A 14,178-nucleotide genomic window follows, 5' to 3' on the forward strand; every position below is an offset into this window, starting at 1 on the left:
GGGCTGCGAAGCGGCCCCAACTTCAGACACCGCGTTCATGCAGACACAACACAGTCGCTGACTTTGCGACTGCTGCGCAGCCGAGCGGGAGCAAGCTCCCTCGCCACAACGATCGGCAACTCGGCGCGCGACCTGAACCAACATCAAAGAGGGTGCATTCAATGTCCCAAGAATTCGACTACATCATCATCGGTGCCGGCTCGGCCGGTAACACCCTGGCGACCCGTCTGACCGAAGACGCAGGCGTCACCGTCCTGCTGCTCGAAGCCGGCGGCCCGGACTACCGTTTCGACTTCCGCACGCAAATGCCTGCGGCGCTGGCGTTTCCACTGCAAGGCCGGCGTTACAACTGGGCGTACGAAACCGATCCAGAGCCACACATGGACGGACGTCGCATGGAGTGCGGTCGCGGCAAGGGTCTGGGCGGTTCCTCGCTGATCAACGGCATGTGCTACATCCGCGGCAACGCCATGGACTACGACGGCTGGGCAAAACTGCCAGGCCTGGAAGACTGGTCGTACCTGGACTGCCTGCCCTATTTCCGTAAAGCGGAAACCCGCGACATCGGCCCGAACGACTACCACGGTGGCGACGGCCCGGTCAGCGTGACCACGCCAAAAGCCGGCAACAACCCGCTGTTCCACGCCATGGTCGAAGCCGGCGTGCAGGCCGGTTACCCGCGCACCGAAGACTTGAACGGTTATCAGCAGGAAGGCTTCGGTCCGATGGACCGCACCGTAACGCCGAAAGGCCGTCGTGCCTCCACCGCTCGCGGTTACCTGGACGTGGCCAAAAAGCGTTCGACCCTGACCATCGTTACCCACGCCCTGACCGACAAGATCCTGTTCGAAGGCAAGCGTGCGGTCGGCGTGCGTTACCTGGTCGGCGACGCCGAAGAACGCGTTGAAGTCAAAGCACGCAAGGAAGTGCTGCTGTGCTCCGGCGCCATCGCTTCGCCGCAGATTCTGCAGCGTTCCGGCGTCGGCCCGGCCGAGTTGCTGAACAAGCTCGACATTCCGGTGGTCCACGACCTGCCGGGCGTCGGTGAAAACCTGCAGGACCACCTTGAGCTGTACCTGCAATACGCCTGCACCCAACCGGTCTCGCTGTACCCGTCGTTGCTCTGGTACAACCAGCCGGCGATCGGTGCCGAGTGGTTGTTCAACGGCACCGGTATCGGCGCCAGCAACCAGTTCGAAGCCGGCGGTTTCATCCGTACCCGTCCGGAATTCGAATGGCCGAACATCCAGTACCACTTCCTGCCGGTGGCGATTAACTACAACGGCAGCAACGGTGTGAAAGAGCACGGTTTCCAGGCGCACATGGGCTCCATGCGTTCGCCGAGCCGCGGGCGCATCCAGGCCAAATCCAAGGACCCGCGCCAGCACCCGAGCATCCTGTTCAACTACATGGCCACCGAGCAGGACTGGCAGGAATTCCGCGACGGCATCCGCCTGACCCGTGAAATCATGCAGCAACCTGCACTGGACGCCTTCCGCGGTCGCGAAATCAGCCCGGGCATCGAGGTGCAAACCGACGAGCAACTGGACAAGTTCATCCGCGAACACGCCGAAACCGCGTTCCACCCGTCCTGCTCGTGCAAGATGGGCACCGACGAGATGGCCGTGGTCGATGGCGAAGGTCGTGTACATGGCCTGCAAGGCCTGCGCGTGGTCGATGCCTCGATCATGCCTATCATCACCACCGGCAACCTCAACGCGCCGACGATCATGATGGCCGAGAAAATCGCCGACAAGATCCGTGGCCGCAAGCCGTTGCCACGCAGCACTGCCACTTACTACGTGGCGGGTGGCGCACCGGTGAAGGGCAAGCCAATGCGTGAAGTTACCCAGACCGCTTAAGACGCTCCACCGCACCCTGATCGTTCCCACGCTCTGCGTGGGAACGCAGCCCGGGACGCTCCGCGTCCCAAAGCGTGACGCGGAGCGTCACAAGAGGCGTTTCCACGCAGAGCTAGGGAACGATCATCAATCTGCTCCCTCCTTGATCCCACCCCCCGCACAGGCCTACTCTAGCGCCACGCAATCGTTTCGCTCCTCCCCCTCGCAACACCGCTTCGCCGTCACTCCATACCAAGGAGGTTCCCGAATGTTCGATTTCCAACCCCAGCTCATGCAGCGTTTTGCTGCGTTGCGCACGGGCGCTGAATTCTTTTCCCTGCGTTACGTGCGCGAGTCCGGCCAGTACCTGTCGGTACGCAAGAACGTCGCCGAGCCACCGAGCCTGAGCCGTGACGAAGGGGCGATGCTGACTGCCCGGGTCAATGGCGTCGAAGCCTACGCCGCGACCAATGACCTATCGCAACAAGGCCTGCAAGCCGCGCTCGAACGCGCCGAACAGCAGGCTCGCCGGCTCAAGCCTCATGCCTTGCTGGACCTGCGCGAACAAGGCGTTTCCAGCGACCGAGCCGATTACTTTTCACCGAACCTCGACCAGCCCTTCCCGTCCCTGAGTGACTGCTACGCATTGCTCAGCGCCGAATCCGCTTCCGTGCCCAAGGACGATCGCCTGGTGAACTGGCAGGTGAGCATCGGCATCACCAATGTCGAGCAGATTTACCTCAACAGTGCCGGCGCCGAACTGCGTCAGGCCCAGCGCTTCGTCTACCCCGGTCTTGATGTCACCGCCTACGACGGCAACGACAGCCAGACCCGAACGCTCGGCCGGGAAAACTTCGGCCAACAGGGCGGCTTTGATGTCATCAGCCGCTGCGGACTGATTGGCGCCGGGGTAAAAGTTGCCGATCAAGCCTTGCAGTTGCTGCTGGCGCCGAACACACCGCAAGGTCCGCGCGACCTGCTGCTGATGCCCGACCAGATGATGTTGCAGATCCACGAATCCATCGGCCACCCGCTGGAACTGGACCGTATCCTGGGCGACGAACGCAATTACGCCGGCACCAGTTTCGTCAAGGCTGAAGACTTCGGTCACCTGCAGTACGGCTCGAAGTTACTCAACGTGACCTTCGACCCGGACATCCCCGAGCAGCTCGCCAGCTACGGCCATGACGACGACGGCACGCCGGCCAGCAAACAATTCCTGATCCGCGAAGGCCGGTTGCTGCGCCCATTGGGCGGCGCGCTGTCGCAATTTCGCGCCGGCATGGACGGCGTCGCCAACAGCCGCGCCTGCGGCTGGAACCGTCCGCCGATCGATCGCATGGCCAACCTCAACATCGAACCGGGCGATCAGCCGCTGGAGCAACTGATCGGCGGCATCGAGCACGGCATTCTGATGAGCACCAACCGCTCATGGTCCATCGACGATGCGCGCAACAAATTCCAGTTCGGCTGCGAATGGGGCCAATTGATTGAAAACGGCGAACTCAAAGGCGTGGTGAAGAATCCCAATTACCGGGCGATCTCCGCGCAGTTCTGGAAGAGCCTCAGCGCCGTCGGCGATGCCAACACTGTCAAGGTCCTCGGCACGCCGAATTGCGGCAAGGGTGAACCGAATCAGGTGATCCGCGTCGGTCACGCTTCGCCGGCCTGCGTATTCAGCAACGTTGATGTATTTGGGGGGGACGCCTGATGAGCACTGCGAAATCTCAGGTCGAATCATTCAAGGCCCTGGTCGCCGGATTGCGCGCAGCCCTGCGCGAACCGGAACAGTTCACCCTCAGCTACGCCGCCGAGTCATCGGCCTTTGTGCGTTTCAACCACGCCAAGGTGCGGCAGGCCGGGCAAGTGCAGCAGGCGAGCATCGGTTTGAAGCTGATCAACGATGGCCGTCACGCCGACCTGCAAATCACCCTGGCGGACGATCCGGTAGTCGACCTTCAGCGTCTGACCGAAGGCCTGCAACAGCTGCGTGAAACCTTGCCGCTGCTGCCCAAGGATCCGTACCTGCTGCTCAACTACAACGGCTGGCAAAGCAAGAACGTACAGGAACAACCGTTGCCGGACACCGAGCAGGTGGTCGCCGAAATCACCCAGGCCGCTGAAGGCCTGGATCTGGTCGGCTTCTATGCCGCCGGGCCGATCAGCCGTGGCTTCGCCAGTTCCGTCGGCGCGTTCGGCTGGCATCAGGCCAACAGCTTCAACTTCGATTTCAGCCTGTTCCATGAAAACGGCCAGGCAGTGAAGGCCAGCTATGCCGGGCATCACTGGAGCAGCGAAGGTTTTGCCAAGCGTTTTCAGCTGGCTCGCGAACAACTTGAGTTTCTCGGGCGACCGCTGCGCACATTGGCGCCCGGTCAGTACCGCGCTTATCTCGCCCCCGCCGCGCTGGAAGAAATCATGGGCATGCTGTGCTGGGGCGGTTTTTCCGCGCAGTCGATTGCCAGCAAAAGCAGCCCATTGCAGAAGCTCTATGGCGGCGATCAACACTTCAGCCCGCTGGTCTCGCTGGAGGAAAAGGTCAGCGGTTCGCTGAGCCCGGCGTTCTCGGATGAAGGTTATCCGCGCAGCGATCTCAAATTGATCGTCGAGGGCCAGGCCGGCGCACAACTGGTCGGTTCACGCAGCGCCGCCGAATACGGCTTGACCGCCAACGGCGCCAGCGGCGGCGAATCGCCGAGTGCGTTGGATTTGAAGGCCGGTGATTTACCCGAAGCAGACGTCCTCAAGCAGCTCGGTACCGGTTTGTACATCAGCAACCTGTGGTATCTGAACTTCTCGGATCAACCGGCGGCACGCCTGACCGGCATGACCCGCTTCGCGACCTTCTGGGTGGAGAACGGCGAGATACAGGCGCCGGTCAGCACCATGCGTTTCGATGACAGCGCTTTCAGCCTGCTCGGTTCGCAGCTGGAAGCGCTGACCCGGGAGCGCGAGTTGCTGTTGTCGGCCAGTACCTACAGCCAACGCGCGACGGCCTCGGCGTTGTTGCCGGGGGCGCTTGTCAGCCGGTTGACCTTGACCCTCTGAACCTGCTCGTTCCCACGCTCTGCGTGGGAATGCAGCCCGGGACGCTCCGCGTCCCAAAGCGTGACGCAGAGCGTCACAAGAGGCATTCCCACGCGGAGCGTGGGAACGATCATTACCGACAACCAGAGGTCCCATGCCCAACCGCCCGCCTCTCGATCCTGTCACCGCCCGCTGGGTGCCTTGGGTCGTCGCCATCGCGTTTTTCATGCAGTCCCTCGACGGGACGATCCTCAACACCGCCCTGCCAGCCATGGCCCGGGACCTGGCGGAAGATCCGCTGCGCATGCAAGGCGTGATCATTGCCTACATGCTCACCGTCGCATTGCTCATCCCCGCCTCGGGCTGGATCGCCGACCGCTTCGGCACCCGGAAAATCTTCTTCAGCGCGATTCTGCTGTTCAGCCTCGGCTCGCTGCTCTGCGCATTGTCGACCAGCCTGACCCAGTTGATCGGCGCCCGGATCATCCAGGGCCTGGGCGGCGCTCTGATGCTGCCGGTCGGGCGGCTGGTGGTGCTGCGCGCTTACCCGCGTTCGGAACTGGTGCGGATCATGGGCTTCATCACCATTCCCGGCCTGCTCGGCCCGCTGATCGGCCCGACCATGGGCGGCTGGATGGTGCAGTTTTTGACCTGGCACTGGATCTTCCTGATCAACCTGCCGGTGGGCCTGATTGGTTGCTACGCCGTGTGGAAATTCATCCCTGACCTGCGCGGCTCCGAGCGTACGCGCTTCGATAGCCTGGGGTTCTTGCTGTTCGGTGCGGCGATGATCCTGATCACCATCGCCATGGAAGGCCTGGGCGAACTGCACCTGCCGCACCTGCGGGTGATGTTGCTGTTGTTCGCCGGCATGGCGTGCCTGGCGGCGTATTGGCTGCGCGCCGGGCATATCGAGAATCCACTGTTTGCGCCATCGCTGTTCAAGACCCGGACCTTCGCCGTCGGTATCCTCGGCAACCTGTTCGCTCGCCTGGGTAGTGGCGCGCTGCCGTTCCTGGTGCCGTTGCTGCTGCAAGTGGCGTTGGGGTATTCGCCGTCCCAGGCCGGGATGAGCATGCTACCGCTGGCAGCGGCGGCAATGATCGCCAAGTGGGTGGCGCGGCCGTTGATCGAACGTCTGGGCTACCGCATCGTGCTGACCGGCAACACCCTGGCACTGGGCATCATGCTGGCGAGCATGGGCCTGGTCAGCGAGCAGACGCCGTATTGGCTACTGCTGTGCGCGCTGGCGATCCTTGGCGCGATCAACTCTTTGCAGTTCACGGCGATGAACACCGTGACGTTGATCGACCTCGACGACGCCAGCGCCAGCAGCGGCAACAGCCTGCTATCGGTGGTCGCGCAATTGTCCCTGAGCCTGGGCGTGGCCTGTGCCGGTGCGTTGCTCGGCGGGTTTAGCGCGCAAATCGGAAAAGACGGCGTGGACACGGTTCTGGGCGCGTTCCAGCTCACATTCGTGACGGTGGGAATCATGGCCATGCTGGCGGCTACGATCTTCTCCCAACTATCGAGAGAAGACGGACGGCGAGTCAAACGTCCGGAAGAACACATCGAGCCTTAGGGCTAAAGGCCATCGGACTGGTACACTGCGCGACATTTTGTTTTGCAGGCCAGTCCCGTGACCACCATCGCCACCGAATTTAATACTTTGCCGCTGTCCGCCGCCATGCTGGCTAACCTCGACTCCCTCGGTTATGCCCAGATGACGCCGATCCAGGCGCAAAGCTTGCCGGTGATCCTCAAGGGAATGGACCTGATCGCCCAGGCCAAGACCGGCAGCGGCAAAACCGCAGCCTTTGGTATCGGCCTGCTGAACCCGATCAATCCGCGCTACTTCGGCTGCCAGGCACTGATCCTGTGCCCGACCCGCGAGCTGGCCGACCAGGTCGCCAAGGAAATCCGTCGCCTGGCCCGTGCCGAAGACAACATCAAGGTCCTGACCCTGTGCGGCGGCGTGTCCCTCGGCCCGCAGATCGCTTCGCTGGAACACGGCGCGCACATCATCGTCGGCACGCCGGGGCGCATCCAGCAGCACCTGCGCAAGGGTTCGCTGGTCCTGCACGGCCTGAACACGCTGATTCTCGACGAAGCCGACCGCATGCTCGACATGGGTTTCTACGACTCCATCGAAGAAATCATCATGCAAGCCCCGGAGCGCCGCCAGACCCTGCTGTTCTCCGCCACGTACCCGGTGGGCATCAAGCAACTGGCCTCGAAGTTCATGCGCAACCCGCAGCAAGTGAAAGCCGAGGCGTTCCACGACGACACGCAGATCGAGCAGCGCTTCTACGAAATCTCTCCGGAAGAGCGCATGAGCGCCGTGACCAAGGTCCTCGGCCACTTCCGCCCGGCGTCCTGCGTCGCTTTCTGCTTCACCAAACAGCAGGTCCAGGAAACCGTCGATCACTTGACGGCCAAAGGCATTTCCGCGGTCGGCCTGCACGGCGACCTGGAACAGCGTGACCGCGATCAGGTGCTGGCCATGTTCGCCAACCGCAGCACCTCGGTACTGGTGGCCACCGATGTCGCGGCCCGCGGCCTTGATATCGATTCCCTGGACATGGTGATCAACGTCGAGCTGGCCCGCGATTCGGAAATCCACATCCACCGCGTCGGCCGTACCGGTCGTGCCGGTGAGAAAGGCATCGCGATCAGCCTGGTCGCGCCGTCCGAAGCCCAGCGTGCGCAGGCGATCGAACAGTTGCAGAAATCGCCGCTGACCTGGGATCAGGTGGACAACCTGACCAATCAGGGCGGCGGCCCACTGCTGCCGCAGATGAGCACCCTGTGCATCGGTGCTGGCCGCAAAGACAAGGTTCGGCCAGGCGACATTCTCGGCGCACTGACCGGTGATGCCGGCATCCCGGGCGCGCAGGTTGGCAAGATCGCGATTTTTGACTTCCAGGCTTACGTGGCCGTGGAACGCGGGATCGCCAAGCAGGCCTTGCAGCGCTTGAACGACGGCAAGATCAAAGGCCGCTCGCTGCGCGTGCGTATCCTGTGACCCTGATCATTCCCACGCTCCGCGTGGGAATGCATCCCGTGACGCTGCGCGTCACATGACGGCGGACGCAGAGCGTCCATGGCGGCATTCCCACGCAGAGCGTGGGAATGCTCGAGAACAGTTGAGGACACCGTTTTGCGCTCTACCGAAGTCGTGATCATTGGCGCTGGCGCCGCAGGGTTGATGTGTGCGCTGACCGCCGCCGGGCGCGGACGCAAGGTGTTGTTGCTTGACCATGCCAACAAGGCCGGCAAGAAAATCCTGATGTCGGGCGGTGGCCGCTGCAATTTCACCAACATGTACACCGAGCCGAGCAATTTCCTGTCGCATAACGCGCATTTCTGCAAATCGGCGCTGGCTCGCTACACCCAATGGGACTTCATCGGCATGGTCGCCAAGCATGGCGTGCCATATCACGAGAAAAAACTCGGTCAGTTGTTCTGCGATAACAAGTCCAGCGACATCCTGGAAATGCTGCTCAACGAGTGCGATCAGGTCGGCGTCAGCCTGCACCTGGACACGTCGATCCAGAGCATCGAGAAACTCGAGAAGGGCTATTTGCTCGATACCACCCTCGGTCAGGTGACGTGCGAATCGCTGGTGATCGCCACTGGCGGCCTGTCGATCCCAACCCTGGGCGCCACCGGTTTCGGCTACCAGGTGGCCAGGCAATTCGGCCACGAACTGCTGCCCACCCGCGCCGGCCTGGTCCCGTTCACCATCACTGATCAACTCAAGGAACTGTGCAGCGAACTGTCCGGTACCTCGGTGGATTGCCTGGTGAGCTGCAACGACCAAAGCTTTCGCGAGAACATTCTGTTCACTCACCGCGGCCTCAGTGGTCCGGCGATTTTGCAGATTTCTTCGTTCTGGGAATCCGGCGATACGGTCGAGATCAACCTGATGCCCGACCATGACGCAGCGCACTGGTTGCAACAGCAACAGGCCGAACGTCCCAACAGCGAGCTGAAAACCCTGCTCGGGGAAATCTTCACCAAGAAGATGGCCAACCTGTTGGCGGACAACTGGTTCGTCTCCAAACCGATGAAGCAGTACACCCACGCAGAAATCGCCGCCATCGCCGAAAAACTGGCGAGCTGGAAAGTCGTACCTGCCGGCACCGAAGGCTATCGCACCGCCGAAGTGACGCTCGGTGGCGTGAATACTAACGAAGTGTCGTCCAAGACCATGGAATCGCTGAAAAGCCCGGGCCTGTATTTCATTGGCGAAGTGCTGGACGTGACCGGGCATCTGGGCGGCTTCAACTTCCAGTGGGCGTGGGCTTCCGGCTACGCGGCCGCACAGTACGCCTGACGACCGTCTTTCAAATGTGAAGCACCATCCCTGTGGGAGCTGGCTTGCCAGCGATGAGGCCAGTACATCCGACATCTTTATTGACTGTCAGTCCGCTATCGCTGGCAAGCCAGCTCCCACAGGGTTCCTTGTTGACTTTAAAGAATGCGCTCGGCGGAGGATCTCAAAGGAACAAATTTTGCTGCCCAATGTGATCGGCGCCATTGCGTCGGCGTCATTAGTGGCTCAATTTAGCGTCATTGCCTCGGAAGGCCTTCGCACTTCATGTCATCGACTTCATTCCGTCAGTCTCTGCGTCGCCTTTGGGCGCTGGATAAATTCAGTTACAGCGTGCGGGTGTTCATCGCCCTGACCGGTACCATGGCGCTGTGTTGGTATCAGGATGAAATGGGGTTGCTGATCCCGTTGTTCCTCGGGATTATCGCCAGCGCCCTGGCTGAAACCGATGACAGTTGGCAGGGCCGTCTCAACGCCTTGGCGGTGACGCTGGTATGTTTCGCCGTTGCCGCGCTGTCCGTCGAACTGCTCTTCCCCTACCCCTACCTCTTCATCATCGCCTTTGCGCTCGCCGCGTTCTGCCTGACCATGCTCGGCGCGCTGGGCGAACGCTACGGCGCGATTGCCTCGGCGACGCTGATCCTGTCGGTCTACACCATGATCGGCGTGGATCAGCGCGGTGGCGCGGTCACCGATTTCTGGCACGAGCCACTGCTGTTGGTGGCCGGTGCGGCCTGGTACGGCGTGCTGTCGGTGTTGTGGCAGGCGTTGTTTTCCAACCAGCCAGTACAGCAGAGCCTGGCACGGTTGTTCCGCGAACTGGGCTTCTACCTGAAGCTGAAATCCTCGCTGTTCGAGCCGATCCGGCAGATGGACGTGGAAGCCCGTCGCCTGGAACTGGCGCAACAGAACGGTCGCGTGGTCGCCGCACTCAACGCCGCCAAGGAAATCATCCTGCACCGGGTCGGCAACGGTCGGCCGGGCTCGAAAGTCAGCCGTTACCTGAAGCTGTACTTCCTCGCCCAGGACATCCACGAACGCGCCAGTTCTTCGCACTACCCTTACAACGCCCTGGCCGATGCGTTTTTCCACAGTGACGTGCTGTTTCGCTGTCAGCGCCTGCTGCGCCAGCAAGGCAAGGCCTGCCGGGCTTTGGCCGAATCGATCCAGATGCGTCAGCCGTTCACCTATGACGCCAGTTTCGCCGAAGCGCTGAGCGACCTGCACGCCTCTCTCGAACATTTGCGCATCCAGAGCAACCCGGCGTGGCGCGGGTTGCTGCGCTCATTGCGGGCGTTGGCGGCGAACCTTGGCACCCTCGATCGCTTGTTGAGCGACGCCAGTAACCCCGACGCGCTGGCGGACGCCACGGACAGCAGCCTGCTCGACCGCTCACCGCGCAGCTTCAAGGATGTCTGGACCCGTTTGCGCACCCAACTGACGCCGACGTCGCTGCTGTTTCGCCATGCCCTGCGCTTGCCCCTGGCCTTGAGCATCGGCTACGCGATGGTGCATTTGATCCATCCGTCCCAGGGTTACTGGATCATCCTGACGACCCTGTTTGTTTGCCAGCCTAACTACGGCGCCACCCGCCGCAAGCTCGGCCAACGGATCATTGGTACCGCCATCGGCCTGACCCTGGCCTGGGCGCTGTTCGACCTGTTCCCGAACCCGCTGATCCAGTCCTGCTTCGCCATCGCCGCCGGGATCGTGTTCTTTACCAACCGCACCACCCGCTACACCCTGGCGACAGCGGCGATCACCTTGATGATTCTGTTCTGCTTCAACCAGGTGGGCGACGGCTACGGACTGTTCCTGCCACGACTGTTCGACACCTTGCTGGGCAGTCTGATCGCCGGGCTGGCGGTGTTCCTGTTCCTGCCGGACTGGCAGGGTCGACGCCTGAACAAAGTGCTGGCCAACACCCTGACCTGCAACAGCATTTACCTGCGCCAGATCATGCAGCAATACGCCGCCGGCAAAAGCGACGACCTGGCTTATCGCCTGGCCCGGCGCAACGCGCACAACGCAGACGCAGCGCTGTCGACCACCCTGGCCAACATGTTGATGGAGCCTGGGCATTTTCGTAAGGAAGCGGATGTGGGTTTCCGTTTTCTGGTGTTGTCGCACACTTTGCTCAGTTATCTGTCTGGTCTGGGTGCGCACCGTGAAACCCAGTTACCGGCGGATGTGCGCGAACAACTGATCGAAGGCGCCGGTGTGAAACTGGCTGCCAGCATCGACGAAATCGCCCAGGGCCTGGCGAGCAAATCCGCCATTGCGATTCAGAGCGACGAGGAAGAGGCGCTGGCCAATGAACTCGAACAGATGCCCGATGAAATCGATGAAGGCCAACGGCTGGTGCAGACGCAACTGGCATTGATCTGCCGGCAACTGGGGCCGTTGCGCACACTGGCGGCGCATTTGATCAAGGATACGAGCGAAGACTGAGATTTGCGGTGGCTAGTCGGGCCTGATCGCTGGCAAGCCAGCTCCCACAGGGAATTGAGTCAGGCACTGATCTGTGTAAACCATCAAACACTGTGGGAGCTGGCTTGCCAGCGATCAGGCCGCCAGCCCCACCTACATCCCGTGCTGCCTGAGCAATCGCTCGTAACTCCCGTCCGCCTTCATCGTCGCAATCGCCCGATCGAAGCCTGCGACGATCTGTTCATTGCGTGGATTCTTCAGGCTGACCAGGATGTGCAGACCATTCTCGCTCAGTGGCTTGGGCAGAAACTCCACGGCGTTGCGCACTTTGACGGGCTCACGAGCCAAGTAGTACCGCGCGACGTATTCGTCTTCCAGGGTCAGTTTGACCCTGTCGGCGGCAACCATTCGCACGGCCATCGCGAAACTGTGCACCGGGATCTTTTGCAGGGACTGGTCTTCGTCGAACGCTGGTGAATAGGCATAACCTCGCACCACGGCTATCGGATAGCTGTGCAGTTGCTGCAAATTGCTGTATTCGATGGGCGCATCTTTGCGCTTGAGAAAACGGATGCGATTGACCAGATACTCACCGGAAAACTTGCCCAGTTTCGTCCGCTCATCGGTGTACCAGGCATTGACCAGTACATCGTATCGGCCCTCGCTCACGCCCAGCAATGCGCGCGCCCAAGGCACCTGCTCGAATTCACTGGCATAACCGGCCCGCGCCAGTGCGGTGCTGACAATGTCGGTGGCCAACCCGCCGTTGACCAATGTTGCGTCGGTAAACGGCGGCCACGCATCAGCCACCAGCCGCAGCTTCTCTGCTGTCGCACTTTGCGTCAGCAACAGCAATCCGATCAAAGCAAAGGCTCGATGCAATCGCGGCATGCTAGAAAATCCTTAGCGGGCGGCTACCCGACGTGTTTTCAGCCAAAACCCAAGACCCGGTACCCGCACCAACAGGCACTAAAACGGTAGCTCATTCAAGCCACTGCGCATCGCTTGATCCCAGATTACACAAAGAAGACAACCCCGCGAAAAATGAATGATGGCATTTTGGTCTTTGTCACAGATTTCTCCGCCATAAAGACATCCATCGTCTGGACGCTTAGTATCGGGGGAGACGTTTTCAGGGAATCAGAACATGACAATCGATTGGGTCTGCAAACACCATAGCGATCTGGGCAAAGAACAGCTGTACGCCATTTTGCAGTTGCGCAGCGAAGTGTTCGTCGTTGAACAGAAGTGCATTTATCAGGACATCGATGGCCAGGATCTGGAAGGTGATACCTGCCATGTGATGGCGTGGGACGGGGATCGACTGGTGGCGTACCTGCGCTTGCTCGATCCTGAACTACAGGGCGGCGACGTGGTGATCGGACGCGTGATCATTGCGCCCCAGGCTCGCGGCACCGGGCTCGGCCATGAGCTGATGGCTCAGGCATTGAAACAGACGCAAAAACGCTGGCCGGATATGCCGGTGTATCTCTCGGCGCAGGCGCATTTGCAGGGGTATTACGGGCGGTACGGATTTGTGGTGGCAGGAGAGGAGTATGTCGAGGATGGCATTCCACATATCGGCATGCGTCGCTCCTGAGAGCCCTATCGCTGGCAAGCCAGCTCCCACAGTGATTGCCGGTGCATCGCAAATTTGCAGTCCGCCTCGGAACCTGTGCGAGCGGGCTTGGCCGCGATAGCGTCAGCACTGCAGCGAAAATCTCAGGGATACTCCAATACGTTTTTTATCTGCCGCAAATTTCGCTCGATCCACCCCCGATCAATCGCGCCCCAATCGCGAATCCGGTAACGGCCGGCATGATTGCGTGCGCCTTCTTCCTGCTCGAATTCGCAAACGATATCCAGGTCCGCCAGCGCTGCGATGGTGTCCTGCGCGGTGCGTCGGGGCATACCGGTGATATCGGTCAGCGCCGGAACACTGCTGGCCAGGCCGCTGTCGATCAGGTACGCCACGTACAAGCGGCGGTAGAAGCTGCTCTTGGTCTTGCTAACGTCCGTCACGCTTGCTCCTTTTTGTAGATCTTTCATTGCATGTCGCGCCACGTCAGGTACACCCGCACATCGAACTCCACCTGGTGATACCCCGGTAGCATGTGTTCGCACAACTTGTAGAACGCCTTGTTGTGATCGGACTCTTTGAAATGCGCCAACTCGTGAACCACGATCATTTTCAGAAACTCCGAAGGCGCTTCCTTGAATAGCGAGGCGATGCGGATTTCCTTCTTCGCCTTGAGCTTGCCGCCTTGCACCCGGGAGATCGTAGTGTGCAGTCCGAGGGCACGATGCGTCAGGTCCAGCCGGTTGTCGAACAACACCTTGTCGATGGCCGGAGCGTTGCGCAGGTATTGCTGCTTGAGATCCAGTGCGTAGGTGTACAGCGCCTTGTCGCTCTGCACACCGTGCGTGTCCGGATAACGTTTGCTCAGGTACTCGCCCAGGCGACCGTCGGCGATCAGTTGGCGCACCTGGTCCTGCAAGGAAGCGGGATACGCCTGGAGGTATTTCAAAGCAGTCATCGCAGCG

Annotated in this window: 11 protein-coding genes; 8 read left to right on the forward strand and 3 right to left on the reverse strand. The window is 61.0% G+C overall.

The genetic code is table 11. The features are described from left to right. Window positions 1-161 precede the first annotated feature (161 nt). The 7 genes from betA (at window position 162) to yccS (ending at window position 11,655) form a co-directional block, all read left to right on the forward strand. Window positions 162-1,862, forward strand: coding sequence for a choline dehydrogenase (gene betA, locus D8U73_RS24740; RefSeq protein ID WP_056853909.1), 1,701 nt, complete (start codon window positions 162-164; stop codon window positions 1,860-1,862). Window positions 1,863-2,109: 247 nt separating this feature from the next. Then, entirely contained in the window at window positions 2,110-3,552 is a 1,443-nt protein-coding gene (locus tag D8U73_RS24745) for a TldD/PmbA family protein (protein ID WP_056853910.1), read from the forward strand. Further along, window positions 3,552-4,889: a TldD/PmbA family protein gene (locus D8U73_RS24750; protein ID WP_130906010.1), complete on the forward strand. Its 1,338-nt coding sequence runs from the start codon at window positions 3,552-3,554 to the stop codon at window positions 4,887-4,889. Before D8U73_RS24745 ends, D8U73_RS24750 begins: the two co-directional genes overlap by 1 nt. Before the next feature lie 133 nt (window positions 4,890-5,022). After that, a complete protein-coding gene (gene mdtD, locus D8U73_RS24760; protein WP_130906011.1) occupies window positions 5,023-6,450 on the forward strand; it encodes a multidrug transporter subunit MdtD in 1,428 nt (475 codons plus the stop codon). Window positions 6,451-6,507: 57 nt separating this feature from the next. After that, window positions 6,508-7,893, forward strand: a complete 1,386-nt coding sequence (gene dbpA, locus D8U73_RS24765; RefSeq protein ID WP_056853913.1) for an ATP-dependent RNA helicase DbpA — start codon at window positions 6,508-6,510, stop codon at window positions 7,891-7,893. Window positions 7,894-8,028: 135 nt separating this feature from the next. Then, the gene (locus D8U73_RS24770) at window positions 8,029-9,207 is read left to right on the forward strand and encodes an NAD(P)/FAD-dependent oxidoreductase (RefSeq protein ID WP_130906012.1); all 1,179 of its coding nucleotides are present in this window, start codon (window positions 8,029-8,031) and stop codon (window positions 9,205-9,207) included. Window positions 9,208-9,471: 264 nt separating this feature from the next. Continuing rightward, window positions 9,472-11,655 carry a YccS family putative transporter gene (yccS, locus tag D8U73_RS24775; RefSeq protein WP_130906013.1) on the forward strand — a complete coding sequence of 728 codons (2,184 nt, stop codon included), beginning with the start codon at window positions 9,472-9,474 and terminating at the stop codon, window positions 11,653-11,655. A 132-nt stretch (window positions 11,656-11,787) separates the two neighbouring features. Here yccS and D8U73_RS24780 read toward each other — a convergent pair whose 3' ends face one another. Then, window positions 11,788-12,525 carry a transporter substrate-binding domain-containing protein gene (locus D8U73_RS24780; protein WP_130906014.1) on the reverse strand — a complete coding sequence of 246 codons (738 nt, stop codon included), beginning with the start codon at window positions 12,523-12,525 and terminating at the stop codon, window positions 11,788-11,790. Between the two features lie 256 nt (window positions 12,526-12,781). On the opposite strand from D8U73_RS24780, the gene D8U73_RS24785 reads away from it, so the two are divergent. Beyond that, window positions 12,782-13,234, forward strand: coding sequence for a GNAT family N-acetyltransferase (locus D8U73_RS24785; protein ID WP_130906015.1), 453 nt, complete (start codon window positions 12,782-12,784; stop codon window positions 13,232-13,234). A gap of 122 nt (window positions 13,235-13,356) precedes the next feature. Here the strand turns inward: D8U73_RS24785 and D8U73_RS24790 are convergent, their stop codons facing one another. After that, the gene (locus tag D8U73_RS24790) at window positions 13,357-13,683 is read right to left on the reverse strand and encodes a winged helix-turn-helix domain-containing protein (protein ID WP_056853918.1); all 327 of its coding nucleotides are present in this window, start codon (window positions 13,681-13,683) and stop codon (window positions 13,357-13,359) included. Beyond that, complete coding sequence (locus tag D8U73_RS24795) at window positions 13,680-14,171, reverse strand: M48 family metallopeptidase (RefSeq protein ID WP_056853919.1); 492 nt, start codon at window positions 14,169-14,171, stop codon at window positions 13,680-13,682. Before D8U73_RS24795 ends, D8U73_RS24790 begins: the two co-directional genes overlap by 4 nt. Between the last annotated feature and the right edge of the window lie 7 nt (window positions 14,172-14,178).

It is taken from the genome of Pseudomonas sp. Sample_22 (assembly GCF_004307635.1).
GTDB lineage: Bacteria > Pseudomonadota > Gammaproteobacteria > Pseudomonadales > Pseudomonadaceae > Aquipseudomonas.

What these genes read in the sequence shown, in the direction of transcription:
- betA (WP_056853909.1), top strand. Translation starts at nt 162, where the DNA reads ATGTCCCAAGAATTCGACTACATCATCATCGGTGCCGGCTCGGCCGGT.
- D8U73_RS24745 (WP_056853910.1), top strand. Translation starts at nt 2,110, where the DNA reads ATGTTCGATTTCCAACCCCAGCTCATGCAGCGTTTTGCTGCGTTGCGC.
- D8U73_RS24750 (WP_130906010.1), top strand. Translation starts at nt 3,552, where the DNA reads ATGAGCACTGCGAAATCTCAGGTCGAATCATTCAAGGCCCTGGTCGCC.
- mdtD (WP_130906011.1), top strand. Translation starts at nt 5,023, where the DNA reads ATGCCCAACCGCCCGCCTCTCGATCCTGTCACCGCCCGCTGGGTGCCT.
- yccS (WP_130906013.1), top strand. Translation starts at nt 9,472, where the DNA reads ATGTCATCGACTTCATTCCGTCAGTCTCTGCGTCGCCTTTGGGCGCTG.
- D8U73_RS24780 (WP_130906014.1), bottom strand. Translation starts at nt 12,525, where the DNA reads ATGCCGCGATTGCATCGAGCCTTTGCTTTGATCGGATTGCTGTTGCTG.
- D8U73_RS24785 (WP_130906015.1), top strand. Translation starts at nt 12,782, where the DNA reads ATGACAATCGATTGGGTCTGCAAACACCATAGCGATCTGGGCAAAGAA.
- D8U73_RS24790 (WP_056853918.1), bottom strand. Translation starts at nt 13,683, where the DNA reads ATGAAAGATCTACAAAAAGGAGCAAGCGTGACGGACGTTAGCAAGACC.
- D8U73_RS24795 (WP_056853919.1), bottom strand. Translation starts at nt 14,171, where the DNA reads ATGACTGCTTTGAAATACCTCCAGGCGTATCCCGCTTCCTTGCAGGAC.